We start from the raw sequence: 24,823 nt of genomic DNA on the forward strand, positions 1-24,823 counted from the left end.
CTCCAGTCCGTCCCTGGGTGCGTCTAGAACAGCGGCCAGGGCACGGCGGGGCCGTGACCGGGCGGCGGCGGGAAGATCCCGACGGCGCGCAGGGCCGCGCAGCGCGCCCGGAGCGTGTTGATCTCCTCGTCCGTCAGGTGCTCGGCGAGCTCGTCGCCGAGCCCGCCGCGCAGGGCTTCGGACACCCGGTCGAGGCCCTCGAGCTCGTCCGGCCCGAGCGGCTCCCCGATCCAGCCCCACAGGACCGTCCGGAGCTTGTGCTCGACGTGGAAGGTGAGCCCGTGGTCGACGCCGAAGCGGTGGCCGTCGGGCATCGCGAGCACGTGCCCGCCCTTGCGGTCGGCGTTGTTCACGACGACGTCGAAGACGGCCATCCGGCGCAGGGCCTCGGAGTCCTCGTGCACGAGCGTCACGGGCTGGTCGTGTTCGTCGATGGCCTCGAGCACGGGGAGCCAGGGCGAACCGTCCGCCTCGGCGAGCTCCGGTGCCACCAGGTCGACGGCGTCCTGCTCGGGGTCGACGTCCTGCCAGCGCTGCACCATACCGGGCCCGAACGGACCGTCACCCATCCACGTGGGTGGGACGACACCCCAGCCGAACGCCTCGGAGACCAGGTGGGCGGCGATCTCGCGGCCGGCGAGCGTGCCGTCCGGGAAGTCCCACAGCGGCCGCTCGCCCTCGATGGGCTTGTAGACGACGGTCGCGCCGTCGAGTTCGGCGAGGAAGGTGGCGTTGGACGCCTCACGGATGCGCGCCCGGACGGACAGCGAGCCGTCGCTCATGCGTCGCCGGGCGGGCGACCGGCGGCGACGACCTCGCGCGTGCGCTCGACGAAGGCCCGGGCGGTGCCGACCGGGATCTTCACCTGGAACAGCTCAGCGGGCTCGGGGATCTCGACGACGGCCTCGATCTCGATGCCGTCCTCGCTCTCCTCGGACACGATCTCGACCTCGTCGTCGATCGGGTACGCCTCGATGACGACCTGCGCGGTGGACGGGTCGAAGCCCAGGCTCAGTGCCCCGGCGCGGAACTCGGCCTCGACGGGCTGGTCGAGCGGCTCCGGGTCGCGGAGTTCGACGGGCACCGACGGCGGCACGCTGAAGCGGTTGTCGTCGACGGTCGCCACCTCGTCGAGGAGCTCGTCGATCTTGTCGGCGAGCACGGCGGTCTGCTCCTTCTCGAGCGCGACGCTGGTGACGCGCCGACCGGAGCGGGCCTGGATGTAGAAGGCGCGCTCACCCGGACGGCCGATGGTGCCGACGACGAGGCGGTCCGGCCAGTCGAAGCCGTGGACGATGGTGGGCATACCCGCATTGTAGGAGCGCTCGGCTCCGGCCGTTCAGGGTCCGGCAGGACCCGCGGGCGCGTCGGGCTCCGGACGCCCGGTGCCGGTGTGCGCATCGGGTTCCGGATGGCCCGCGCCGCCGCCGACCGCGGCGTCCCCGCTGGGTGCCGGGGCGGTGCGCAGCCAGGACAGGTCACCGGACTCGGTGTTCGTCGCGACGACCTCGGGGCGGTGCTCGCCGTAGCGCACGACGGACACCGAGGCCGGGCCGACGCCGATGCGCTGGAACAGGTCCAGGTGCATGCCGAACGCGTCGGCGAGGACGCTCTTGATGATGTCGCCGTGGCTCACCGCGACCCAGACGGCGCCGGGTCCGTGCTCCGCCTCGACCTCGGCGTCGATGCGCCGGACGGCCGCGACGGCCCGGGACTGCATCGTCTGCATGGACTCACCGCCGGGGAACACGACGGCGCTCGGGTTCGCCTGCACCGTGCGCCAGAGGGGCTCCTTCGCCAGGTCGGCGAGCTTCCGGCCCTGCCACTGCCCGTAGTCGGCCTCGGTGATGGCCCGCTCGATCAGCGAGGCGGGTGCACCGGTCTGCCGGTCGGTCTGCCGGTCCGTCTGCCGGTCCAGGATCGCGCGGGCGGTCTGCCGGCAGCGCTCGAGCGGACTCGACACCACGGCGACGACGGGCACCGCCGCGATGCGCTCCGCGGTCCGCTCGGCCTGGGTGCGGCCGACGGCGTCGAGTCGCACGCCGGCGGTGCGTCCGGCCAGGACGCCGGTGGCGTTCGCGGTGGTGCGTCCGTGACGGACGAGGAGGACGGTCGCCATGCGCCCGATCCTAAGCGCGGGACGCGGTCGCCCTTGACGGGCCGCCCGGGGACCGATCAGATGGGGGCATGGCCGGGCGGCATCGACTCGCACTCTTCGCCACGTCGACGGTGACCGGGTTCGGGATCGCGACGTGGATCACCCGGACGCCCGCGATCCGCGACGAGCTCGGCGCCTCGATCGAGGCGATGGGCCTCGTCCTGCTCGGGCTGTCGATCGGGTCGATGATCGGGATCCTCGGCGCCGGGGCCCTGGTGCGACGGACCGGCAACCGCCCGCTCATCCTGCTCGGGGGCGCGCTGCCCGTCGTCGGCATGGTGCTCGTCGCGCTGCTCGCCCCGGCGCAGGTCGCCGCCGGGGTCTGGGCCGGGCTGTTCCTGATCGGCTTCGGGGCGGGCGTCGCCGAGATCGGGCTGAACGTCGAGGCCGCCGCGGTCGAGCGGCAGATCGGACGACCGGTCGTGCCGGTGCTGCACGCCTGCTTCAGCCTCGGCAGCGTGGTCGGTGGCGTCGTCGGCATCGCCATGACGGCGGCGGGGACCCCGGTCCGGGTGCACCTGCTCGTCGGCGCCGCGGTGATGGCCGCGCTGGCGGTGTTCGCGGCGCTGAACCTGCGGCCGGTGCCCCGTGACGCACCGGCAGATGTGCCTGCCGTTGCCCGCGGCACCCGTCGGGGAGCCCGCCGCTCCGTCCTCACCGTGCAGCTCGCCATGATCGCCGTCATCACGCTGGCGATGGCCTTCGCCGAGGGTGCTGCGAGCGACTGGCTCCCGCTGCTGATGACCACCGACCACGACGCCCCCGAGTCCGTCGGGTCCCTCGTGTTCACCGGGTTCGCCCTCGCCATGCTCATCGGTCGCGCGGCCGGCACCCCGCTCGTCGCCCGGTTCGGACGCGCCCCGGTCGTCCGGGTCTGCGCAGCCGTCGGTGCGGCGGGGGTCCTGCTCGTCGTGCTGTCACCGAGTCCGATCGTCACCGCGGCGGCCGCCGGCGTCTGGGGTCTGGGCATCGCGCTCGGGTTCCCGCTGTCGATCTCCGCCGCCGGCGACCACCCCACCGACGGCGACCGCCGGGTGTCGGTGGTGGCCACCGCCGGGTACATCGCGTTCCTGGTGGGGCCGCCGCTGCTCGGGTTCGTCGGGGAGCACCTCGGTCTGCAGACGGCGATGCTCGTGCCGCTCGTCCTGCTGGTCGCGGCGTTCCTGGTCGCCCCGGCGACGCGGGGACGGGACACCGGGCGGACGATCGAGCCGTCGGAACCGGCGCGGCGGCCGTCCGGTCGGTAGCGTCTCGGGCATGCCGTTCTTCCGCGACGCTCCGCGCCCGACCACCCCAGCCGCTCCGTCCAGGGTCCAGGCCGCGTGGTCCGACTCCGCCGGGCACTTCGCGACCCGGTGCCTGCAGCTCATCATCGTCGTGGTGGTCGTCGCCGGCGTCGTCTGGGCGAGCAACATCCTGAGCGTCGTCACGATCCCGGTGCTCCTCGCGCTCATCATCGCGTCGGCCATGCACCCCGTGGTGTCGTGGCTCCGCAAGCACCGGGTGCCATCGGTGGTGGCCACCCTCGCGGTGCTCATCGGCGTCCTCGCGATCCTGGGGTTGATCGGCTGGCTCATCGTCGTCGCGGTCGAGAACCAGTGGGCACAGCTGCAGAAGTCGGCAGTCGACGGATTCGAGCAGCTGCAGACCTTCGCGAAGACCCTGCCGTTCTCGATCTCCGACAAGCAGATCGACGACGCCGTCGCCGGAGCCTCCGACTTCGTCACGAGCGCGCAGTTCGGCTCCGGTGCCCTCGCCGGCGCCTCGGCCACCGCGAACTTCCTGACCGGGCTCGTGCTGATGATCGTCGTGCTGTTCTTCTTCCTGAAGGACGGCCCGAGCATCTGGGAGTTCCTGCTCCGCCCCTTCACCGGTGAGCGCTACGCCCGAGCACGTCGCGTCGGCGACCGGGTCGTCTCGACCCTCGGCGGGTACGTCCGCGGTACGGCCACCGTCGCTGCTGTGGACGCGATCGGCATCGGTGTCAGCATCGCGATCCTGGGCGTCCCACTCGCCCTGCCGCTGGCCGTCGTCGTCTTCATCACGGCGTTCATCCCGATCGTCGGTGCCACCGCCGCCGGCATCCTCGCCGCCCTGGTCGCGCTCGTGGCCCTCGGCCCGGTCAAGGCGCTCATCGTGATCGGCATCGTGATCGTCGTGAACCAGCTCGAGGGCAACTTCCTGCAGCCGGTCCTGATGGGTCGCACCCTCAAGCTGCACGGCCTCGTCATCCTGATCGGGCTGACCGCCGGCACCGTCCTCGCCGGCATCACCGGCGCGATCATCTCGGTGCCGCTGATCGCCGCGGCCTGGGGCGCGATCCTGGTGTGGGACGGCCCGAACACCCCGGCACGACCGTGGCGGAAGAAGCGCAACGAGGACGTCACCGCGCACGAGCTGCCGCAGGGCTGATCCGCAGGGCCGATCCGGCAGGCGCGTTGCGGACATCCACTTCGCGCAACGGGCCTGCACCCAGCAGGATGGAGGAGTGCTCGTCTCCATCGTCTACATGAGTCGCGCCGTCGTCCCCTTCGACGACCAGGCCATGGCGGTGCTGCTCGCGGAGTCCCGGCTGCGCAACGAAGCGCTCGGGGTCTCCGGGCTCCTGCTCGCCAAGGGCGGCCGGTTCATGCAGCTGCTCGAGGGGCCCGCGTGGAGCGTGCAGGACCGGTACGACGTCATCGCGAAGGACCGACGTCACGGTGAGGTGAAGTCGCTGGTGCGCGAGGACATCGAGCGCCGACGGTTCGACGGCTGGTCGATGGCCTACCGCGCGCTCGACGACTCGGACATCCGCTCCGAAGCGGGCTTCAGTCCCTTCCTGTCGGGCACGATGGACTTCCCGCGCTCGTTCGACCGGACCAGTGCGGCATGGCTGCTGAAGTGGTTCCGCGACCGCGAGCTGCACGACCTCTGATCCGACCCCGCACGCCGTCGCCGGATCAGCCTTCGCTGAACGCGTCCTCGACAACGGCGAGCAGCCGGTCGCGGTGCTTCGGATCTGCCGTCGCCGCGATCACCACGCGCCACATCGTCGCCACGGCCGGCATCAGGTCGGTGCGCCGCGTCCGGACGTCGGACACGAGCTGCACGCCGGTGAAATAGGGCACCACCGTCGACCCGAGCTGCTCCGCGGTCAGGTCCGTCCGGAGTTCCCCGCTTGCGACCGCCAACCGGAACACGTCGACGATCCCGCCGATCCACTGCTCGTAGAAGCTCAGCGTCGCGGTCTGGAACTCGCCGCGCTCCAGCGACAGCCGGATGCCGGCCCGCACGATCGGGTCGGTCCGGAGCAGGTCGGCGATGCCGTGCGACGCCCCGATCAGCGCGGCGACCGGCGAGCTGTCGGTGTGGCTGACGACGTCGAAGGTGCGGGCGTTCTGCTCGCCGATGACGCCGAGCGCCAGGGCGAGCTTCGTCGGGAAGTGGAAGTGCAGCGTTCCCTGCGAGACGCCCGCCGCGCGGGCGATGCCCGCGATCGTCGCGCCGGCGAAGCCGACGCGGTCGAACTCCTCCGCCGCGGCCACCAGGATCTGCTCACGTCGTTCCACGGGACCAGTCTCACAGTCTGGAGGCACGGTGCCAGCTGGCACCGCGCCTCCAGTCCGAGGGGTGATGCGTCTCAGGCCGCGTGCCGGCAGTCCGAGGTGTGGTGCGACTCAGGCCGCGTGCCGGCCGAGCGTGATGCGCTCCTCGGGCAGGTCCTGCAGGTCGCGCCCACGGAACCAGCGGAGCAGCCAGTCGGCGGGCGTGCCCGCCACCCCGGTCGGCAGACCGGTGCGGTCGCTGAGGAAGGTGCTGAACCCGGGCTCGTCACGGAGCTCGTCCCCGGTCGGGCTGCCGAACGCCATCGACCAGCCGTCGAACCGACGCGTGCTGATGGACTCACGCGACAACGACTTCACGCCGGTGTGCCGCGGGTCGCGCTCGATCGCGGCGAAACGGTCCTCGACGCTCCAGACCGGACCCTCGAGCACTTGCATGAACCGGCCGCCCTTGGCGAGCAGGAGCCCGGAGACGCCGAGCGCGTGGTTGCGGAGCCGCGCCTCACGCAGCATGGCGACCAGCTGGTCGTCGGTCAGGTCGTCGACGGCGACGGACATGTAGACGAGGGAGGTGAGGGAGGTCATCCCCTGCAGTCTGGGTCGTGGTCGGCGGCACGGTCAACGCGTCGTCCGCACACCGCACCGGACGGTGCGGCATGCGGACGACGGGCGGGCTGTCGGGTGTCGGGTTTCGGGTTTCGGGTTTCGGGTTTCGATCAGGTGAGGGCGAGCAGGTTGTTGACCTGTTCGTTGACCCCGGTCAGCGTCGAGATCGGCTTGCCGTTCGCGTAGACGTCGTCGAAGGCGGGCTGCAGCAGGGCCTGCACGTCGGCGGGGTTCTTCGTGACCGGGAACAGGAACGTGGTGTCCTCCTCGACCTGCCGGGTGAACGCCGAGACGTCGAGCCCGCGCTTCCGGAACGACGCCACGGCAGCCTCGGTACCCGCGGGACGGGCGGGGAACACGATCCCGCTCTCACCGACGATCCGCTGCGCCTCGTCGCTGCCCAGGAACGCCACCCACTTCGCCGCGGCCTCGGGGTCCTTCGCCTGCTTCGTGATCGAGTCGCCGAGCCCGTTGAACATCGACGCACGATGACCCGACGGGCCGATCGGGGTCGGGGCGACCGCGACGTCGAGGTCCTCCATGCCGAGGTACGAACCGATCATCCACGAGCCGTTGAACGACAGCGCGCACTTGCCGGCACCGAGCTGGACCTCGGGCCCGGTCGTGGTGGAGAACACCCCGTACTTCGCCATGTAGCCCTTCTCGGCCAGCCGGTAGTACCAGGCGAGGGTGTCCTGCACGACCCGCTCGTCGTAGCGGAACCTGTCGCCCCACGGGTTCTCGTTCGTGTAGAACCAGTCGACCGATCCGGTGAACGGTGACCACTGGGTCTGGCCGAAGCCGTCACCGCCCGAGCCGTTCGACGAGATGCCGTAGACGGCGACGTCGTCCTTGTCGAAGCCGTCCTCGTCGCCGCGTCGGCCCTTCGAGTCGACGGTCAGCCGCGCGAGCATCCGTTCGAACGTGCCGCCGTCCTCCGGGTTCCACTCGAGCGACCCGAGTTCCTCGGCGGAGACCCCGGCCTTCGCCATCGCCTTCCGGTCGTAGAACATCGCGACGGTGTCCCAGTCCTTCGGGGAGCCGTAGCGGTGGCCGTCCTGGCCCTTCCACAGTTCGGCGAGTCCGGACTGGTAGTCGTCGTCCCGGATGCCCTTCGTGGCGTCGAGTTCGTCGAGCTTGTAGAGCACGTCGAGGTCGGCGTACTGCGGGAACTTCGTCAGGTGGTCGGTGAAGACGTCGGGCGCGGTGCCGGCGATGAAGCCCGCGGTGAGCTTGGTCCAGTAGTCGTTCCACCCGAGCTGGGTGATCTTCACGGTGATGTCGGGGTTCGCGCGGTGGAACGCGTCGGCGACGGCCTGGTACGCAGGCTGCTGGTTGGCGTCCCAGAGCCAGTAGCTCACGGTGCGCGCACCCGACCGGTTCGTCGTGCGGCGACCGGGCGACGAGCAGGCGGCGAGTGCGCCGAGGGCCAGGGCGGAGGCGCCGCCGGCGAAGAGCGTGCGGCGGGTCAGTTGGTTCGTCATGGTGTTCGTCCTGTCCGACAGCCGGGTCACTTGATCCCGGAGAAGCCGATGGAGTTGACGATCCGCTTGGCGAAGACGCCGAACAGCAGGATCATCGGGAGCGCCGCCACCAGGGTCGCGGCCATGAGCCCGGCCCAGTCGGTGCCGGACTGCGGGGTCTGCGACTTGAAGACGCCGAGCGCGACGGTCAGCACCCGCGAGCTGTCGGTGTACGACACCATGAGCGGCCAGAAGTAGTCGTTCCAGCTCGTGATGTACGTCAGCACGGCGAGGGTGGCGATCGGGGCCGCGGCCATCGGGATGACGAGCCGGAAGAACACGCGGACCTTGCCGGCGCCGTCGATGAGGGCCGCTTCTTCGACCTCCTTCGAGATGCCGAGGAAGAACTGCCGCAGGAAGAACACCGCGAACGGGGTCATGAACATCGTCGGCAGGGCGATGCCGAGCAGGTTGTCGACGAGCCCGAGCTGCTTGATGAGCGTGAAGTTCGGCAGCAGCGTGAAGATCGCGGGGACCATCAGTCCGGCCAGGAACACCCCGAACACCTTGTCGCGACCGGGCCAGCGCAGCCGGGCGAAGGCGTAGGCGGCCGCTGCCGAGAAGAACACCTGGCCGACGGTGACGAGCGTCGACACCAGGATCGAGTTGAGCAGGTACCGCCAGAAGTCCAGCGCGGCGCCGGAGCCGCCCTGCGCCAACGCCTCTTCGGTGGACTGCAGGCCGAAGACCCGCTCGAACCCGCCCAGGCTGAACCCGACGGGCAGCAGCGAGGTGGGGTCGGAGTTGATCGCGGTGTTCGACGACAGCGCGGTGCGCAGGATCCAGTAGAACGGGAACAGGGTGACGACGATGACGAGGATCATCGCGACCCAGGCGAGCACGCGGCCGAGCGACGGGCGGCGGCGGTGGCCGGCGCCCATCCGCGGCGGGCGGGACGTGGTGACGGAACGGGTGAGTGTCGTGGTCATGGCGCTTCCGTTCAGTCCAGGTCGGACTCACCCGAGCGGGTGAGGCGGTACTGGATGATCGTGATGATGCTGAGGACGATGAGGAGCGCGACCGAGACCGCGGACGCGTAGCCGAACTGGAACCGGCCGAACGCCAGGTTGTAGATGTAGTTCTGCACGACGTTCGTGGCGTTCGCCGGGCCGCCCTGCGTGGTGACGGCGACGGTGTCGAACACCTGGAACGACCCGATCACGGTGATGATCAGCACCAGGGACAGGATCGGGCGGAGCAGTGGCACCGTGATGCGCCAGAACATCTTCCACTCGCTCGCACCGTCGATGCGTCCGGCCTCGTACACGGTCTCGGGCAGCGACTGCAGGCCGGCGAAGATGAGCAGTGCCGTGTAGCCGACGTGCCGCCAGACGTTGATGAGCGCGATCGAGGGGATGCCCCAGACGTCGCTCTGCAGGAACGGGATGCGGTCGAGCCCGAGTGCGGCGAGCATCTCGTTGCCGATGCCGAGCTGGGTGTCGAGGATCCAGAGCCAGACCAGGGCGGCGACGACGTTCGACACCAGGTACGGCGCGAGCACGATGCCGCGCACGAAGGTCGACTTCGTCAGCCGGTGCATCATCACGGCGATGAACAGCGCGACGACGGTCTGGATGACGATGTTGATGAGGACGTACTCGACCGTCACCACCATCGAGTGCCAGAAGATCGAGTCCTGCACCAGGCGGGCGTAGTTCTGCAGGCCGGTGAACTCGGGCTCGGTGAGCAGGTTGTACGAGGTGAAGCTCAGGTAGATGCCCCGCACGGTCGGCCAGGCGAGGAACACCGCGAACCCGACGGCTGCCGGGGCGATGAAGACGAGCGCGAGCCACAGGTCGTTCCTGGGGCGGCGCCGTGGTGTGGTGGTGCGGGCACGGGCGAGATCGGCGGACCGACTCCTCCGTCTCGTGCTGGCGGTCGTCAAGGGTGACGACACAGGGCTCTCGGTTGCCATCGCGACTCCTTCGTCTGCGGTGGACTGACGTGCAGCAGTCCGTGAGCCGGGAATCTACACGTGGGGACCAGCGCTGGCAAGAGGCTCTTTCCGGGCTGTCGACAGGGGTTGTCACGTGTAGACAGCGTGTGTCAGGATGGCGCTCGATCGCATCGGAGCGACCCGCTCGGCGACGCATCCCACACCTTGGAAAGGTCACTGATGATCTCTGTCGGAATGGTCGGCGCGGGCCAGTTCGCCCCCCAGTTCGCCAAGCTGTTCAAGCTCCACCCCGACGTGGACCGGGTCTACGTCACGGACCTCGTCGACGAGCGCGCGTCCGAACTCGTCGAGACGCAACACCTCGACGGCACGTTCCCGGACTTCGACGCGGTCCTCGCCTCGGACGTCGACGCCGTCGCGATCTTCACGCAGCGCTGGACCCACGGTCCGCTCGTGGTCAAGGCCCTGCGCGCCGGCAAGCACGTGTACTCCGCCGTGCCGATGGCGATCTCCGTCGACGAGATCCGCGACATCATCCAGACGGTCCGCGAGACCGGCCTGACCTACATGATGGGCGAGACGAGCTACTACAACCCCGCGACGGTGTTCGCCCGCAAGCAGGTCGCCGCCGGCGCCTTCGGCCGGGTGTTCTACGCCGAGGGCGACTACGTGCACGACATGGACCTCGGCTTCTACGCCGCGTACCAGTACAGCGGCGGCGACGAGTGGAAGCGCACCGCCAGCTACCCGCCCATGCTCTACCCGACGCACTCGGTCGGCGGGGTCCTCGGCGCGATCCCCGGGCACGCGGTCAGCGTCAGCTGCATCGGCGTCAAGGACGACCGCGGCGACGGCGTCTTCGACAAGGACGTCAGCCAGTTCGACAACGACTTCTCGAACGCCACCGCCCTGTTCGAGCTCGACAACGGCGGGGTCATGCGCATCAACGAGATGCGTCGCGTCGGCTACCCGTCGCACATCCGGGAGTCGCGCTTCCGCTACTTCGGCACCGAGGCCAGCTTCGAGCAGCTCGCGAAGACCAGCGTCTGGCAGGACAAGGAGGACTCGTACGACATCAGCGACAAGATCGACACGCAGGCGACGATGTCCCTCGACGACCCGCGCCTGGCCGACGTCGACCCGTCCCTGCGCGACGCGTTCGTCTCCGGCTACGCCGAGGTGCACGACACCGACCGCCTGCCCGCCGAGTACGACGGTGTGCCGACCGGGCACGAGGGCAGCCACCAGTTCCTCGCCGACGACTTCGTCCGTGCCGTCGTCGACCGGACCCTGCCGCCGGTGAACGCCTGGACCGCCGCGCGCTTCACCCTGCCGGGCATCATCGCCCACCAGTCCGCGCTGCAGGGTGGCGCCCGCCTCGACGTGCCGGACTTCGGTGACGCCCCCGAGACGACGAGCGCTGCGACGGCGAGCGCACCGACGCCAGCAGGCAGCACGTCGTCGGCTACGATCGCGTCCGAGTAACACGTGTCGTTCGGGTGCCGGTCCGTCGTGGGCCGGCACCCGAACGACGCTCCCGGACCCGACGAAGGTGGCACCCGTGACCGTCCCGACGAACCCCAGGGCGGTCACCCGTGCGGACGTCGCCCGCTACGCAGGGGTCAGCACGTCCGTCGTCAGCTACGTCGTGCACGACGGACCGCGCCCCGTGGCCGCCACCACCGCCGCCCGGGTCCGCGAGGCCATCCGCGTCCTCGGCTACCGCCCGAACGCGAGCGCCCAGGCCCTGCGCACCGGGTCGTCGAAGATGCTCGGCCTGATCGTTCCGGAGCTCGACAACCCGTTCTGGTCCGAGCTCGCCGTCGCCGTCACCCACGCCGCCGCCGCACGCGGCTACGACGTCCTGCTCGCCAACAGCGACGGTGACGCCGCCCAGGAGCGCGAGCGGCTCCGCAGCCTCTCCGCGCGCCAGGTCGACGGCATCATCGTGACGAGCATCATGACCCACCCGGACCTGTCGACCGTCACCGACCCCGGCCTGCCGATGGTCCTGCTCAACACGTTCTTCGAGGTCCCCGAGTACGCCAGCATCGGTGTCGACGCCCTGCGTGGCGCTCTCGACGGCACGCAGCACCTGGTCGAGCACGGCTACCGCTCGATCGGCCTCGTGATGGGGCACACCGGCTCGATGGAGCTCCGCGAGCAGGGCTGGATGCGGGCCCTGCGCCAGGCCGGCCTGCCCGACGGCCCCATCGTCCGCACCGACTTCACCCGGCGCGGAGGCTACGAAGCCGGCCTCCGCATGTTCGCCGACGAGACCGGGCCACGCGCCGTCTTCGTCAGTTCGGACATGCAGGCGATCGGCCTGATGCGCGCACTGTGGGAACTCGGTCTGCGCGTCCCCGAGGACGTCGCGATCGTGTCGTTCGACGGCGCGGCCGAGGCGGACTACACGAACCCGCAGCTCACCACGGTCCGGCAGCCGATCGAGACGATGGCGGTCGCCGCGGTCGACCGTGTGCTCGGCCTCGACGCCGACAACCAGTGGCACCGCGACCTGGTCCCCGCCGAGTTGGTCCTCGGCGCGAGTTGCGGGTGCGACGTGCGTCGCTGACAGTCTGGAGGCGCGGGGCGGCGCCGCAACGGGCCTCCTGTCCGTCAGCTGGTCGCGTTCAGGACGCTGGCTCCATGACGGCGCGGAGGCGCGCGGTCGGGATGCGCTCCTGCGCATCCACCGTCACGGCGGCGGCCTCGACCGCCTCGCCGGTCTCGGCGTCGACGAAGCGCAGGTCCGACGCCCGCTCGGACGGGCGGTGTCGGTCGGCCCAGCCGCCGAGGGCGAGCAGCACGAGCGACAGGTCCCGGCCGGCGTCGGTCAGGACGTACTCCTCGCGGGCACGGGCGCCCTCGGGCTTGTAGGTCGTGCGCTCGAGCACTCCCCCGTCGACGAGTGAGGCCAGGCGTGCGGTCAGGACCTCGCGCGGGATGCCGAGACTCTGCTGGAACTGGCTGAAGCGGGTCGAGCCGCCGAGGGCGTCGCGGACGATCATGAGCGTCCACTTCTCGCCGAGGACGTCGAGGGAGCGTGCGATGGGGCAGCGCTCGTCGCCGCCGAGGATGCCGAGCATGCGTTCATCCTAGCTGGGTTCGATTTCCGGACACAACGTGCTAGGTTCGGTTTCCGTACTCAACTTCTCTCGTCTGGAGCACTCATGACCGACCTCACCAACGCCGTCGTCCTCGTCACCGGAGCGAACGGCGGCCTCGGCGCCGAGTTCGTCCGCCAGGCCCTGGAGCGTGGCGCCACCAAGGTCTACGCGACCGCCCGCAACCCGCGCACCTGGGACGACGAGCGCATCGTCCCGCTCGCCCTCGACGTCACGAGCCAGGAGAGCGTCGACGCCGCGGCCCGCACCGCAGCCGACGTGACCGTCGTCGTGAACAACGCCGGGATCGCCGGCTCGGACCCGCTCGTCGAGGTCTCCGTCGAAGAGGTCGAGCGCATCTTCGCCACCAACGTCTTCGGTGCACTCCGCGTCGCCAAGGCCTTCGCGCCCTCGATCGCCAACGGTGCGCTGGTCGACGTGCACTCCGCCCTGAGCTGGGTCGCCCTCGCCGGCGCGTACTCGGCGTCGAAGGCCGCGTTCTGGTCGATCACGAACTCCCTGCGTCTCGAGCTCGCACCCCAGGGCACCCAGGTCGTCGGTGCCCACCTCGGCTACACCGACACCGGCATGATCGCCGACCTCGACGTCGAGAAGTCCGACCCCGCCGACATCGTCCGGTCGATCTGGGACGCGGTCGAGGCCGGCGAGCACGAGGTCCTCGCCGACCAGGTCAGCCGCGACGTCCGTGCCGGCCTGAGCGCCCCGCTCACCGCGCTCTACCCGATGCTCGCCAGCGCCTGAGGCCGGTTCTCGTCGGGACGGTGACGGTTCTGGTTCGCGAACACCCGGGTTCCTGAACCAGAACCGTCACCCGCCCCGATCGGGTCAGCCGCCCGCGCCGCGGAAGGTGATCCGACGGTTCATGGCGGTGATGGCGGCGCGCTCGTCGTCGGACAGGCCACCGGCGTGGAGAATCCGGGTCAGCACGTCGCTCTTCCGCTCGATGTAGTCGTCGATGTCCTCGGCCTCGGTGGCTGCCCGGCGCTTCACGGCGGCGTACTCGTCGCGCAGCACCGGGTCGGCACGCAGCACGTCACGGACGGCCAGGTGGTTCCGCAGCGCGAGCGACCCGGTCGTGACGACGTAGGTGTTCGTCGGGGCGAAGCGCTCCGGAGCCCGGAACGCCTGCCTGTCCGGGACGCCCAGTTCACCGCGCGGCTCGAAGCCGATCGTCGCCATCGCCGCCACTGCAGCCGGGACGTCGGCAGCGTCCACCACGATGTCGACATCGAGCACGGGCTTCGCCGCCAAGCCGGGCACGGACGTGCTGCCCACGTGCTCGATGCTCCGGAACGGCACATCGGCGTCGTCGAGCGCGGCGGCGTACGCGTCGTGCAGCTGCCGGAACCGCTCGGGCCACGACGACCGGTACTCGACGACCTCGATCACGGCGCCGACGTCGGCGCGAGGAGCTGGAACATGACGTGGTCGCGCCAGACCCCGTTGATCTTGATGTACTCCGGCGCGAAGCCGTACCGGGTGAAGCCCGCCGACTCGAGCGCGCGCTGCGAGCCGACGTTCTCGGGCAGGGTCTCGGCCTGCAGGCGGTGCAGACGGAGCACGTCGAACGCGTGATCGGCCGCCGCACGGACAGCGCGGGACGCGTGACCCTGGCGCGTGCGGTCGGCGCGGATCCAGTACCCCATCGCGCACGACTGCAGGGCGCCGCGGACGACGCCGCTCAGCGTGATCCGGCCGAGGAGTTCCCCGTCGGTCGACTCGATGACGAACGGCACCGCGTTGCCGGCGCGCTGCGTGGCGAGGGCCTGCGTGATGACGTCCCGCTGGCCGGACTCCGTGTAGTACGACGGCGCTCGCGCCGGTTCCCACGGTCGCAGGTGGTCGGCGTTCTCGGTGATGACCGCAGCCAGGACGGCCGCGTCGTCGAGGCGGAGTGGGCGCAACCGTGTGTCCATCGCGGAGGGTGTGGGATTCGAACCCACGAGACATCTCTGCCCACCTGTTTTCAAGACAGGCTCCATCGGCCGCTCGGACAACCCTCCAGTGACGCGACCACGTGGCGAGACGTGATCGCGTCCCGGGAAGTCTACCCGGGCCTCCAGGCAGGGGTGCGCGCGAGCGCGGACTAACGGGGCAGGGAGTCGAGCGCCGCTGCCAGGCCGTCGTCGGTGATGCCGCCGGTGAGCTCGTTGCCGGCGTCGACGACGTCGTCGGGGGCCTGGCCCATGACGACGCCGCGACCGGAGGTCGAGGCCCAGCGGAGCATGTCGATGTCGTTGCGGCCGTCGCCCGCGGCGAAGACGCGGGAACGCGGGATGTCGAGCCACTCGCGCACGCGCTCCATCGCGGTGGCCTTCGTCACGCCCTCGGGAGCGATGTCGAGCCACGACGTCCAGCCGACCGAGTACGAGACCTTGTGCAGGCCCATCTGCTCGACGATCTGCAGGAAGTCCTCGGTGTCGTGGCCGGGTGAGATGACGACGACGCGGGTGGCCTCGACGCCGAGCAGCTGCTCGAACGGCACGTGCTCGCCCTCGACGGTCATCGTGTCGTCGGGGAAGTTGCCGGACAGCAGGAAGTGACCGGTCTCGTCCTCGACGCCGAACGCCGCGTTCTCGAGCGCGCCGTGGATGGTCTGCAGCACCTCGGACGGGTCGAACCGCTCGACGTGTTCGCGCACGTAGGAGCCGTCGGCGCGGCGGGCCAGGATGAGCGCACCGTTCGCGCAGACCAGGTACTTCGGCCGGATGCCGAGGGTCTCGAGCAGGGGCACGGTCATGCCCTCGCTGCGGCCGGTCGAGAGCATGACCTCGTGCCCGGCGGCCTCGGCGTCACGGACTGCCGCCACGACGGCCTCGGTGATGACACCGTCCTCGCGCATGGTGGTGCCGTCGATGTCGAGCGCGACCAGCCAGCGCTTGGTGCGGGCGGGCGCGTCGGTGCCCGCGCCCTGCTCGGTGCCGTCCACGAACCGTCCCTGGGTGCTCATCGGGGCTCGATCACCTCGACGCCACCGAGGTAGGGGCGCAGGACCTCCGGCACGACGACGGAACCGTCGGCCTGCTGGTGCGTCTCGAGGATCGCGACGATCCAACGGGTGGTGGCGAGGGTGCCGTTCAGTGTGGCGACCGGGGCGGTCTTGCCGCTCTCGGTGCGGTAGCGGATGTCGAGGCGGCGGGCCTGGTACGTCGTGCAGTTCGACGTCGAGGTGAGCTCGCGGAACGTGCCCTGCGTCGGGACCCAGGCCTCGATGTCGTACTTCTTCGCGGCGCTCGTGCCGAGGTCACCGCCGGCGACGTCGATCACGCGGTAGTGCAGCCCGAGGTCCTGCAGCATCTGCTCCTGGTGGGCGACGAGGCGCTCGTGCTCGGCCTCGGCCTGGTCCGGGTGGACGTAGGCGAACATCTCGAGCTTGTTGAACTGGTGCACGCGGAGGATGCCGCGGTTGTCCTTGCCCGCCGAACCGGCCTCGCGGCGGTAGCAGGTCGACCAGCCGGCGTAGCGGTGCGCGGTCTTCTCGATGTCGAGGATCTCGTCGGCGTGGAACCCGGCGAGGGCGACCTCGCTCGTGCCGGTCAGGTACAGGTCGTCGGCTTCGAGCCGGTAGACCTCGGCCGCGTGCTCGCCGAGGAACCCGGTGCCGGCCATCGTCTCGGGCCGGACGAGCGTCGGGGTGATGAGCGGCTCGAAGCCCGCGGCGATCGCACGGTCGAGGCCGAGCGACATCAGCGCGATCTCGAGCCGGGCGCCCATGCCGCGCAGGAAGTAGAAACGCGAGCCGGAGACCTTGACGCCACGCGGGATGTCGATGATGCCGAGGTGCTCGCCGAGGTCGGCGTGGTCCTTCGGCTCGAAGTCGAACTCGGGCTTGGTGCCGACGGTGCGGAGCGTGACGAAGTCGTCCTCGCCGCCCTCGGGCACACCGGGGAGCACGACGTTCGGGATGCCGCGGACGACGGTGTTGAAGGTGTCCTCGGCCGCGGTGACGGTGGCCTGCGCCTCCTTCACCTTCGCGGCGAGGGCCTGGGCCTGCTGCACGAGCGCGGCCTTCTCGTCCTTCGGGGCCTTGGCGACGGTCTTGCCGAACGCGTTCTGCTCAGCGCGGAGCGCCTCGAACGAGGTGATCGCACTGCGGCGGGCGGAATCGGCGGCGACGGCTTCGTCGACGACGGCCACGGAGGCACCACGCGCCTGCTGTGAAGCCTTGATGACGTCCGGGTTGTCGCGAAGCAGCTGTGGATCGATCACCGCCCCATCCTAGACGGGGGCAACCGCACGCAGCCTCGATCGGTAGCGTGGACGTATGTCGACCCCTTCGGAGACCGCGCCCGCGGACCAGGACGCCCTCCCCACCGAGCAGCGGACGGCCGCGGTGGTCTACAACCCGGTCAAGGTCCACCTGCCGACCCTCAAGCGCACGGTGCAGGAACACCAGCAGCAGGCCGGCTGGGCCGAGACCCTGTGGTTCGAGACCTCCGAAGAGGACCCGGGCGGCGGCATGGCCCGCGCGGCGATCGAGGCCGGTGCCGACGTCGTCGCGGCGGCCGGCGGTGACGGCACGGTCCGTGCGGTCGCCGAGGTCGTGCACGAGTCCGGTTCGACCCTCGCGCTGCTGCCGAGCGGCACCGGCAACCTGCTCGCGCGCAACATGAAGCTCCCCCTCGACGACCTGGCCGCGAGCGTCCGGACGATCTTCCACGGCGACGACCGCAAGATCGACTTCGGCATGCTCAAGGTCGAGCGCCCCGGCGGCGAGCGCGAACGCTTCGGCTTCCTGGTGATGGCGGGCCTCGGGCTCGACGCGCGGATGCTCGTGAACACCCGCCCCGAGCTGAAGAAGAAGGTCGGCTGGCTCGCCTACGTCGACTCACTGTTCCGTTCGGTGCGCGACGCCAACGCGTTCGAGTTCCGCTACCAGCTCGACGACGACGGCAACCACTCGCTCCGGGCGCACTCGCTCATCGTCGGCAACTGCGGCATGCTGCAGGCCGGCGCGATCCTGCTGCCCGACGCCGAGATCGACGACGGCGTGTTCGACATCGCCGTGATGCGACCCCGCGGGTTCTTCGGCTGGGTGCGGATCGGTGCTCGGGTGTTCTGGGAGAACGGGATCCTGCGGGCCTTCCGACGGTCGAACCTGGGCAAGACCGCCGTCGGCAAGAAGATCGTCTCGAAGTCGCGCGAGGAACGACCCCTGCGCTACCTGCGCGGGCAGGAGTTCACGGCGCGACTCGAGCGGCCCGACGAGTTCGAGATCGACGGCGACCCGGTGGGCGAGGTCATCGCCTTCCGTTCGCGCATCGACCCGATGGGGCTCTCCGTGCGCGTGCCGGACCCGGCGGACGACCGCCACGGCTCGCGCCAGGTGCCCTGACCCGGCCGATCGCTCCGTCGCTCCGTCGCTCCGTGCGAGGTTCCGTCGTCCGTGCGAGGGCCACGGGCTCTCACGGACTACGGAACCTCGCACCACACGGCGTCACGGCGCCGCGGCACCGCGCCGCGCCGCGCTACCGCGCCCCGGGCTCGCCCGACACGATCGCGCGCAGCCAGTCCCGCGCCTCGACGAACGCGGCGTCCGAGTAGCGCGCCGGAACCTCGGGGCGGGCGCCGTCGGCACGCGGGTACGACCCGAGGAACGTCACGCGCGGGCTGAACCGCCGCAGGCCGAGCAGTGCGTCCGCCACCCGCTCGTCGCGCACGTGCCCGTCGAGGTCGATGACGAACCGGTAGCGGCCGAGCTCGTCACCGATCGGGCGTGACGACAGGAGCCCCATGTTGATGCCCCGGGTCGCGAACTGCTCGAGCATGTCGACCAGGGCACCGGGGTGGTCGGCGGGCAGCTCGACGATGACGCTGGTCTTGTCGGCGCCGGTCGGCTCGGGCAGCGCCAGGGTCTTCGACACGAGCACGAACCGGGTGACCGCCGAGGCGTTGTCGCCGATGGACGACGCGAGGACGACGACGTCGTGGTGGTCGGTGATGCCGGGCGGTGCGACGGCGGCGTCGGCGGTCGGGTTCGCCTCGAGCAGGGCGAGGGCCGCTGCGACGTTCGACGACGCCGGGATGTGGCCGTGGCCGGGCAGGTTCGCCTCGAGCCAGTTGTGGGTCTGGGCGTAGGCGACCGGGTGCGCGTTCACGGTGCGGACGTCGGCCAGCGTCGTGCCGGGTCGGGCGACGAGCACGAAGTCGACGGGGACCAGGTACTCCCCCACGATCCGCACGCCGGGGATCCGGGCCAGGGCGTCCTGCGTGGCGCTGACCCCGCCGTCGACGCTGTTCTCGATCGCGATGACGGCCCCGATCGACCGGCCGGACATGACGTCGTCCAGGGCCTCACCGACGTTGTTGACGCTCCGCCAGGGCTTGCCGGCGGCGGCCTCGACGAGCTTGAGGGCCGCCTCGGTGAAGGTGCCGGCGGGTCCGAGGTAGGAGTACGTGTCGGACGGCGCGGCGGGGTCGGTCATGCGGCGAGCCTATTGCAGGGACGCGGAGGCCAGGCGGCCTCAGTCCGTCGCCGCACCCGTCAGCCGCTGCTCGCAGATCGCGGTGTCGTCGTCCTCGCGCGGGTAGGTCAGCGCCGCGAACCGACCCTCGGGGTCGAGCCGTGTCAGGAGCGACGCCGCGATGCCGTCGAGCTGCGCGACCTGCTCGTCGGAGAGCGCGTCGATGACCACCCGGCGGGCGGTGCGGACGTGGTCCGGGGCAGCGTCGACGATGGTGGCGTACCCGGCGTCGGTCAGGCGGACGTCGGTGGCACGGCGGTCGGAGGTCGACGGGCACCGGGTCACGAGCCCGCGCTTCTCGAGCCGGGACACCACGTGCGACAGCCGCGGCAACGACGCGTTCGTGGCCGAGGCGAGCGCCGACATCCGCAGGGTCCGGGTGTCGGTCTCGGAGAGCATCGCGATGACCATGTAGTCGAAGTGCGTCAGGTCGGCGTCACGCTGCAGCTGCTGGTCGAGCGCCGCCGGCAGGAGCTCCATGACCGCGACGAGCTTCATCCACGCGCGCAGCTGCTCGCGGGTGAGCCACGGGGTCTCGTCGGTCATGACCTGATCATACCGAAAGGTTGTCCCTTTAACCAGTGGTGCGCACGGCGGACGAACCAGACGAACCAGACGAACCCGCCGAACCGCCAGTCCGACGCGACCGCACCACCCCGATGACGAGCACGACCACCACGACGACGAGCAGCGCCCCCTCGACGAGCAGCAGCCGCGTGCCGTAGTCGAACGGCAGCACGGTGGGGTTCTTCTGCCCGTGGTCCTTGGCCGCGATCTCCGGCAGGACCACCAGGGCGAGCACGCTGCCGAGCACGATCGCCGCCTGCACGACGACGAGCACCCAGGCCCGCAGCGAGCGTCCGGCGCGACGCAGCAGCAGCCCGGCACCGACCACGAACGGCGACAGGACCGCGTCGTGCAGCACCACCGCCGCGAGCAGCCAGACCCCGAGCCCGCCGATGCGGTTCGGCTTGACGGACGTCACGAGCACGTACGCCCCGAACGCGATGACCAGCACGCCGATCACCACGAGCACGATCCGCGCGGCCTTCACCGGAGCACCTCGATCTTCTCGATCCACTTGGTCTGCAGCACGCCGGGCCGTCCCGGAGCGATGATCCGCGCCGGGAACCCGTGGTCCAGGTCGAGCGTCGCACCGTTCAGCTCGAGGGCGACGAGCGTCGTCGGATCCTCGGCGTACTCCGGTCCCATGTCCATGATCCGGTAGCCGCCGTGCCGCTCCAGGCTCGTCACGCGCACGTGCGACCCCTGCGGCGCCTGCACGGCGTCGAGCAGGTCGCGCATCCGCACGCCCTTCCAGGTCGCCATCTGACTCCACCCCTCGACGCACGAGATGGGCAGGTCGACCTGCGCGGTGCCGAGCGCGACGAGTTCCGCCCGGACGAACGTCCGGCTCACGTCGTGGCCGACGACGGTGAGCGTCCAGTCGGCGGCGGTCGCGGTCGCGAGGACGCCGGCCGCCCGCGCGGTCCGGTTGACCGGCAGCCCGTTCGCGCCGATGCCGCGACCGCGGGCGCCGAACACGTTGAACGGTTCCGCGAGCTTCGAGGACTGCCCCGCCGTGAGCGCGACGACACCGACGGTCGCCGCCGTCACGCCGGCGAAGAACCCGCGTCGGGCGATGCGCTGGCGTCGTCCGGTGGCTGCTTCCGGCGTCGGCCTGGAGGCCCGGCTCGCCTCCGGCACGTCGGCCGTCGGCTGGGCGGGACTCGGCTCCTCGGACACCTCGCGGGTCTCCGGGGCCGTGTCCGGTCCGGTGGGACGGGGCTCGGCGCCGCCGGGGGCGGCGTCGACGCCGTCGATCCAGCGGAACACGCGGCCCAGCAGGCCGGGGGCGGTGGACCCGGTGGTCTCGGAGACCGCAGCGCTCGGGGCGGACGCGGGATGAGCCTCCAGACCGGGTGGGAGCAGTTCACTGCCGGACGCGGGGTCCGCGATGAACCGACCGTGCGCGTCGTAGGAGTCGCGCTTCCGCCAGTAGCGGGCGATGACCGGCAGCTTGGCGGCGATGTGGATGGCCAGCGACCCGATGATCACGTAGGCCATCGCGTTGTGCACCTGGCGGAACGGGAACGGCCACGGGTACCACTGGTACGTGTTCAGCAGGCCGGTGACGACCTGGATGATCGACGCGGACACGAGCACCGCGATCGACAGCCGCTCGAGCAGGTGCAGCACGCCGCGCACCGGCGGCACCTGCACCAGGGCGGGCATGACGGTGTTGAGCTTGGCGAGCAGCAGCGGGATGATCGCGATGCCGGTCGTGATGTGCAGGCCCTGCGTGAACTGGTACAGCTGCGTCGGACGGGTCGGGAACCGCATCCAGCCGAGCGGTTCCTGCAGCAGGTGGCTGTAGATCCCGGTGCCGAAGCAGATCAGGAACGCGATGCCGAGCAGGCGCCCGAGCACCACCGCCGAGCGGGCGTTGCGGTTGGGGGACGCCAGAGCTGCTCGTCCGTCGTGCAGCAGGCGCTGGACGCCGGATAGCCTCGACGCACCATGAGCGACCGACTGCGTGCCCTCCGACCGTCCCTGGCCGACGGCACCGCCGCGCGGATCGGCACCGTGCTGGCCGTCGTGGGAGTACTCGCCCTCTCGGGCGTCATCGCCGTCGGCGTCACGCATCTGGGGTTCCTCCGATCGGGCCATCGTTCTGCATTCGTTGCGTGGACGCTGATCGCTTGGACCGTCTTCGTGATCGCCGTGCTCGCGGTGCGTTTCGTGCCCGTCCGGTGGATGACCACCATGGTCATCGGCGGAGCGGTGGTGATCGGCATCGCCGCGCTGGTCGGCCCGCCGAACACGAGCACCGACTCCGCTCGGTACGCGTGGGACGGCATCGTCCAGCATGCCGGTGTCTCACCGTACGCGCACACCCCCCAGTCCGCGGCACTGTCCGGTCTCCGACCCGACTGGTTGTTCCCCGACAAGGTGGACGGCACGTGCGATCCGCTGAAGCCCCGGTTCCGCGGGCTCGGCGACGGCGCGGACGGGCACTGCACTGCGATCAACCGGCCGGACGTCACGACGATCTACCCGCCGATGGCGCAGCTGTGGTTCGCCGCGGTGCGGTTCTTCGTGCCCGCGACCGCGCAGTACCTGCCGTTCCAGGTCGCCGGGCTGCTCGTCTCGCTCGGCGTGACCGTCGGGCTCGTCCTGGTGCTCCGCCGGATCGGCCGTCCGACCTGGTGGGCGGCGCTCTGGGCCTGGTCGCCGCTCGTCGCGTCCGAGGCGGTCACCAACTCGCACGTCGACGTCGTCGGCGCCGCACTCGCCACGGCCGGGGTCGTGCTCGTCGCGTTCGGCCGGCCGATCTGGGGCGGGATCGCGCTCGGGGCCGCGACCGCGACCAAGCTCATCCCGGCGATCGTGTACCCGCCGTTGCTCGGCCGCGGTCGGGCGTGGTGGGCGATCCCCATCGGCATCGCGGTGTTCGGGCTGCTCTACGTGCCCTACGTGCTGACGACCGGGCTCGACGTGCTCGGGTACCTGCCCGGCTACCTGAACGAGGAGGGCTACGAGGACGGCTCCCGCTTCGCGCTGGTGTCGCTCGTGGTCAAGGGCGACGCGGCGACCCTGGTGGTGGGGCTCCTGGTGCTGCTCGCGGCGTTCGTGGCGTGGCGGTTGTCTGACCCGGCGCGGCCGTGGTCGGGCGAGGTCCTGATGATCGGCGTGACGTTCCTCGCCGTGACGCCGCGCTACCCCTGGTACGCGCTGCTGCTCATCCCGTTCGTGGTGCTGTCCGGGCGGTGGGAGTGGTTGTCGATCGGCCTCGCCATCGCGCTGCGCGGGGTGTGGCCGTCGGCGGACGCCTATCGGTGGTGGTTGCTCGCGGCCGTGGCGATCATCGTGGTCGTCACACTGCTGCGCACGGAGCGGTCGCAGTGGCGACGGTGGTGGGAGCGGCTGACGTTCCGGCGCGTGGAACACGTACGCTGACGACCATGGCACCCGCGATCCTGCTCGGCACGACCGGCTCCGTGGACCCGGCTCCGGCCGGGCTCGTCGACCGCTTCGGGCGTCGCGCCGTCGACCTGCGGGTGTCACTGACCGAGCGCTGCAACCTGCGCTGCACGTACTGCATGCCCGCGGCCGGACTGCCGTTCGCCCCCGACGAGGCCCTGATGACGGCGACCGAGATCGAGCGGCTGGTCCGGATCGGCTCGTCGCGGTTCGGCGTCCGCAAGGTCCGGTTCACCGGCGGGGAGCCGATGCTCCGGCACGACCTGGTCGACGTGATCGCCCGGTGTGCCGCGCTGCCCGACGCCCCGGAGCTGTCGCTCACCACGAACGCGATCGGCCTCGCCCACCGCGCCCAGGGCCTGTACGACGCCGGGCTGCGGCGCGTGAACGTCTCGCTCGACACCGTCGACCCCGACGTCTTCACCACCGTGACCCGCCGCCCGTTCCTCGACAAGGTGATCGCCGGGCTGTCGGCCGCGCACGACGCCGGACTCGACATCAAGGTGAACGCGGTGCTGCTGCGCGGCATCAACGACGAGGCCGCCCCGGTGCTCCTCCGCTGGTGCCTGGAGCGTGGCTACGAGCTGCGGTTCATCGAGCAGATGCCCCTGGACCCCGACCACGCGTGGGACCGCACCTCGATGATCACCGCGGCCGAGACCCGCGCGCTGCTGGCGACGTCGTTCGTGCTCACGCCGGACGACGCCCCGCGCGACGGTGCCCCGGCCGAGCGGTACCGCGTGCACGACGCCGTCACCGGGGAGCCGCTCGGCACCGTCGGGATCATCGCGAGCATCACCGAGTCGTTCTGCGCCGACTGCACCCGCACCCGGCTGACCGCCGACGGGCACGTGCGCAGCTGCCTGTTCTCCGACGAGGAGACCGACGTGCTGGGGCCGATGCGCTCCGGGGCGGACGACGACCAGGTCGCCGAGCTCTGGCGGCTCGCGATGTGGGCGAAGCCGCGCGACCACGGTGACGACAGCGACGAGCTCGTGCACCCGACGCGCGGCATGAGCGCGATCGGCGGCTGAGGCATGACCACGATCCGGTTCTTCGCCGCTGCCCGGGCTGCCGTGGGTGTCGACTCGCTGACCACGACGGGGCCCACCATCGAGGCCGCCCTCGGCGCGATCGACGTCGTGGACCCTGCGCGATGGAGTGCGCTGCAGGAGCGCTGCTCGTACCTGGTCGACGGCGTGACCACGCGCGACCGGGCGACCTCGCTCGACGGGGTCGAGGTCGTCGACGTCATGCCGCCCTTCGCCGGGGGCTGAGCTCGGCGGCTGAGTTCGGCGGCTGCGTTCGGCGGCTGAGTTCGGCGGCTGAGTTCGGCGGCTGAGTTCGGCGGCTGAGCGGTACGCCCGTTCCTTCCCAGAACGCCCGCGATACCTGACGTTTTCGGGCATACCTGGTGCGAACTTCCGACCAGGTACGCCCGATTCGACCCGGTACGCCCGATTCGACCAGGTATGCCCGATTCGACCCGGTACGCCCCGAACGGCCCAGTACGCCCGA

General features: G+C 70.9%; 27 protein-coding genes and 1 tRNA gene. 10 read left to right on the plus strand and 18 right to left on the minus strand.

The genetic code is table 11. The features are described 5' to 3' along the window. Nucleotides 1–23: 23 nt before the first annotated feature. From BIU91_RS17615 to BIU91_RS17625, 3 genes are read right to left on the minus strand one after another with little or no spacing between them, the layout of a single operon-like run. Nucleotides 24–782 carry an SCO1664 family protein gene (locus BIU91_RS17615; protein ID WP_071406496.1) on the minus strand — a complete coding sequence of 253 codons (759 nt, stop codon included), beginning with the start codon at nucleotides 780–782 and terminating at the stop codon, nucleotides 24–26. Continuing rightward, a complete protein-coding gene (locus BIU91_RS17620; protein WP_071406497.1) occupies nucleotides 779–1,306 on the minus strand; it encodes a DUF3090 domain-containing protein in 528 nt (175 codons plus the stop codon). Before BIU91_RS17620 ends, BIU91_RS17615 begins: the two co-directional genes overlap by 4 nt. A gap of 33 nt (nucleotides 1,307–1,339) precedes the next feature. After that, on the minus strand, nucleotides 1,340–2,119 hold the full coding sequence (locus BIU91_RS17625) for an MSMEG_4193 family putative phosphomutase (RefSeq protein WP_071406498.1): 780 nt from the start codon (nucleotides 2,117–2,119) through the stop codon (nucleotides 1,340–1,342). Nucleotides 2,120–2,187: 68 nt separating this feature from the next. Between BIU91_RS17625 and BIU91_RS17630 the strand changes: the two genes are divergently transcribed. The 3 genes from BIU91_RS17630 (at nucleotide 2,188) to BIU91_RS17640 (ending at nucleotide 5,075) form a co-directional block, all read left to right on the plus strand. Next, a complete protein-coding gene (locus BIU91_RS17630) occupies nucleotides 2,188–3,405 on the plus strand; it encodes an MFS transporter (RefSeq protein WP_071406499.1) in 1,218 nt (405 codons plus the stop codon). A gap of 10 nt (nucleotides 3,406–3,415) precedes the next feature. Beyond that, entirely contained in the window at nucleotides 3,416–4,570 is a 1,155-nt protein-coding gene (locus BIU91_RS17635) for an AI-2E family transporter (RefSeq protein ID WP_071406500.1), read from the plus strand. Nucleotides 4,571–4,646: 76 nt separating this feature from the next. Beyond that, nucleotides 4,647–5,075, plus strand: a complete 429-nt coding sequence (locus tag BIU91_RS17640; protein WP_017888306.1) for a BLUF domain-containing protein — start codon at nucleotides 4,647–4,649, stop codon at nucleotides 5,073–5,075. Nucleotides 5,076–5,100: 25 nt separating this feature from the next. Here BIU91_RS17640 and BIU91_RS17645 read toward each other — a convergent pair whose 3' ends face one another. The 5 genes from BIU91_RS17645 to BIU91_RS17665 all read right to left on the minus strand — a co-directional run bounded on the left by BIU91_RS17645 (nucleotide 5,101) and on the right by BIU91_RS17665 (nucleotide 9,747). Next, entirely contained in the window at nucleotides 5,101–5,709 is a 609-nt protein-coding gene (locus tag BIU91_RS17645; protein ID WP_071406501.1) for a ScbR family autoregulator-binding transcription factor, read from the minus strand. A gap of 108 nt (nucleotides 5,710–5,817) precedes the next feature. Next, nucleotides 5,818–6,288 carry a BLUF domain-containing protein gene (locus BIU91_RS17650; RefSeq protein WP_084741456.1) on the minus strand — a complete coding sequence of 157 codons (471 nt, stop codon included), beginning with the start codon at nucleotides 6,286–6,288 and terminating at the stop codon, nucleotides 5,818–5,820. A 131-nt stretch (nucleotides 6,289–6,419) separates the two neighbouring features. Then, nucleotides 6,420–7,793 carry a sugar ABC transporter substrate-binding protein gene (locus tag BIU91_RS17655; protein WP_071406555.1) on the minus strand — a complete coding sequence of 458 codons (1,374 nt, stop codon included), beginning with the start codon at nucleotides 7,791–7,793 and terminating at the stop codon, nucleotides 6,420–6,422. Nucleotides 7,794–7,819: 26 nt separating this feature from the next. Beyond that, on the minus strand, nucleotides 7,820–8,713 hold the full coding sequence (locus BIU91_RS17660; RefSeq protein WP_071406554.1) for a carbohydrate ABC transporter permease: 894 nt from the start codon (nucleotides 8,711–8,713) through the stop codon (nucleotides 7,820–7,822). Between the two features lie 59 nt (nucleotides 8,714–8,772). Next, nucleotides 8,773–9,747: a sugar ABC transporter permease gene (locus tag BIU91_RS17665; protein ID WP_253183798.1), complete on the minus strand. Its 975-nt coding sequence runs from the start codon at nucleotides 9,745–9,747 to the stop codon at nucleotides 8,773–8,775. Nucleotides 9,748–9,945: 198 nt separating this feature from the next. Here BIU91_RS17665 and BIU91_RS17670 point away from each other — a divergent pair, with 198 nt between their 5' ends. Both BIU91_RS17670 and BIU91_RS17675 read left to right on the plus strand, forming a co-directional pair. Beyond that, nucleotides 9,946–11,214, plus strand: coding sequence for a Gfo/Idh/MocA family oxidoreductase (locus tag BIU91_RS17670; RefSeq protein WP_253183803.1), 1,269 nt, complete (start codon nucleotides 9,946–9,948; stop codon nucleotides 11,212–11,214). Nucleotides 11,215–11,290: 76 nt separating this feature from the next. Then, on the plus strand, nucleotides 11,291–12,304 hold the full coding sequence (locus tag BIU91_RS17675) for a LacI family DNA-binding transcriptional regulator (protein WP_253183799.1): 1,014 nt from the start codon (nucleotides 11,291–11,293) through the stop codon (nucleotides 12,302–12,304). A gap of 58 nt (nucleotides 12,305–12,362) precedes the next feature. Here the strand turns inward: BIU91_RS17675 and BIU91_RS17680 are convergent, their stop codons facing one another. Continuing rightward, nucleotides 12,363–12,818, minus strand: a complete 456-nt coding sequence (locus tag BIU91_RS17680; protein WP_071406505.1) for a helix-turn-helix domain-containing protein — start codon at nucleotides 12,816–12,818, stop codon at nucleotides 12,363–12,365. An 84-nt stretch (nucleotides 12,819–12,902) separates the two neighbouring features. Between BIU91_RS17680 and BIU91_RS17685 the strand changes: the two genes are divergently transcribed. Next, nucleotides 12,903–13,598, plus strand: coding sequence for an SDR family oxidoreductase (locus BIU91_RS17685; RefSeq protein ID WP_071406506.1), 696 nt, complete (start codon nucleotides 12,903–12,905; stop codon nucleotides 13,596–13,598). 84 nt (nucleotides 13,599–13,682) lie between these two features. Here the strand turns inward: BIU91_RS17685 and BIU91_RS17690 are convergent, their stop codons facing one another. From BIU91_RS17690 to serS, 5 genes are all read right to left on the minus strand, one after another. Next, a complete protein-coding gene (locus BIU91_RS17690; RefSeq protein WP_071406507.1) occupies nucleotides 13,683–14,246 on the minus strand; it encodes a GrpB family protein in 564 nt (187 codons plus the stop codon). Then, entirely contained in the window at nucleotides 14,243–14,761 is a 519-nt protein-coding gene (locus BIU91_RS17695; RefSeq protein WP_253183800.1) for a GNAT family protein, read from the minus strand. The genes BIU91_RS17690 and BIU91_RS17695 overlap by 4 nt, the downstream gene beginning before the upstream one ends. A 14-nt stretch (nucleotides 14,762–14,775) precedes the next feature. Continuing rightward, nucleotides 14,776–14,860 (minus strand) — tRNA-Ser (locus BIU91_RS17700). 83 nt (nucleotides 14,861–14,943) lie between these two features. Further along, nucleotides 14,944–15,807 (minus strand): HAD hydrolase family protein, encoded by an 864-nt coding sequence (locus BIU91_RS17705; protein ID WP_084741461.1) that lies wholly within the window; start codon nucleotides 15,805–15,807, stop codon nucleotides 14,944–14,946. Beyond that, nucleotides 15,804–17,066, minus strand: a complete 1,263-nt coding sequence (gene serS / locus BIU91_RS17710) for a serine--tRNA ligase (protein ID WP_071406509.1) — start codon at nucleotides 17,064–17,066, stop codon at nucleotides 15,804–15,806. Before serS ends, BIU91_RS17705 begins: the two co-directional genes overlap by 4 nt. Before the next feature lie 55 nt (nucleotides 17,067–17,121). On the opposite strand from serS, the gene BIU91_RS17715 reads away from it, so the two are divergent. Then, nucleotides 17,122–18,192 carry a diacylglycerol kinase family protein gene (locus BIU91_RS17715; RefSeq protein WP_084741463.1) on the plus strand — a complete coding sequence of 357 codons (1,071 nt, stop codon included), beginning with the start codon at nucleotides 17,122–17,124 and terminating at the stop codon, nucleotides 18,190–18,192. 133 nt (nucleotides 18,193–18,325) lie between these two features. Here the strand turns inward: BIU91_RS17715 and pheA are convergent, their stop codons facing one another. The 4 genes from pheA to BIU91_RS17735 are packed head-to-tail and all read right to left on the minus strand — an operon-like array spanning nucleotide 18,326 to nucleotide 21,967. Beyond that, nucleotides 18,326–19,282, minus strand: a complete 957-nt coding sequence (gene pheA / locus BIU91_RS17720) for a prephenate dehydratase (protein ID WP_071406510.1) — start codon at nucleotides 19,280–19,282, stop codon at nucleotides 18,326–18,328. Nucleotides 19,283–19,321: 39 nt separating this feature from the next. Continuing rightward, nucleotides 19,322–19,867 (minus strand): MarR family transcriptional regulator, encoded by a 546-nt coding sequence (locus tag BIU91_RS17725; protein ID WP_017888293.1) that lies wholly within the window; start codon nucleotides 19,865–19,867, stop codon nucleotides 19,322–19,324. 28 nt (nucleotides 19,868–19,895) lie between these two features. Further along, nucleotides 19,896–20,375, minus strand: coding sequence for a hypothetical protein (locus BIU91_RS17730; protein WP_071406511.1), 480 nt, complete (start codon nucleotides 20,373–20,375; stop codon nucleotides 19,896–19,898). After that, on the minus strand, nucleotides 20,372–21,967 hold the full coding sequence (locus BIU91_RS17735) for a molybdopterin-dependent oxidoreductase (protein ID WP_171907878.1): 1,596 nt from the start codon (nucleotides 21,965–21,967) through the stop codon (nucleotides 20,372–20,374). The genes BIU91_RS17730 and BIU91_RS17735 overlap by 4 nt, the downstream gene beginning before the upstream one ends. Nucleotides 21,968–22,036: 69 nt before the next feature. Between BIU91_RS17735 and BIU91_RS17740 the strand changes: the two genes are divergently transcribed. From BIU91_RS17740 to BIU91_RS17750, 3 genes are read left to right on the plus strand one after another with little or no spacing between them, the layout of a single operon-like run. Further along, nucleotides 22,037–23,281, plus strand: coding sequence for a glycosyltransferase family 87 protein (locus tag BIU91_RS17740; RefSeq protein ID WP_171907879.1), 1,245 nt, complete (start codon nucleotides 22,037–22,039; stop codon nucleotides 23,279–23,281). Between the two features lie 5 nt (nucleotides 23,282–23,286). Further along, nucleotides 23,287–24,339 carry a GTP 3',8-cyclase MoaA gene (gene moaA, locus BIU91_RS17745; RefSeq protein WP_071406514.1) on the plus strand — a complete coding sequence of 351 codons (1,053 nt, stop codon included), beginning with the start codon at nucleotides 23,287–23,289 and terminating at the stop codon, nucleotides 24,337–24,339. A 3-nt stretch (nucleotides 24,340–24,342) separates the two neighbouring features. Next, nucleotides 24,343–24,582, plus strand: coding sequence for a MoaD/ThiS family protein (locus BIU91_RS17750; protein WP_071406515.1), 240 nt, complete (start codon nucleotides 24,343–24,345; stop codon nucleotides 24,580–24,582). The last annotated feature ends 241 nt before the right edge of the window (nucleotides 24,583–24,823 follow it).

It is taken from the genome of Curtobacterium sp. MMLR14_002 (genome assembly GCF_001864975.1).
Lineage (GTDB): Bacteria > Actinomycetota > Actinomycetes > Actinomycetales > Microbacteriaceae > Curtobacterium > Curtobacterium flaccumfaciens.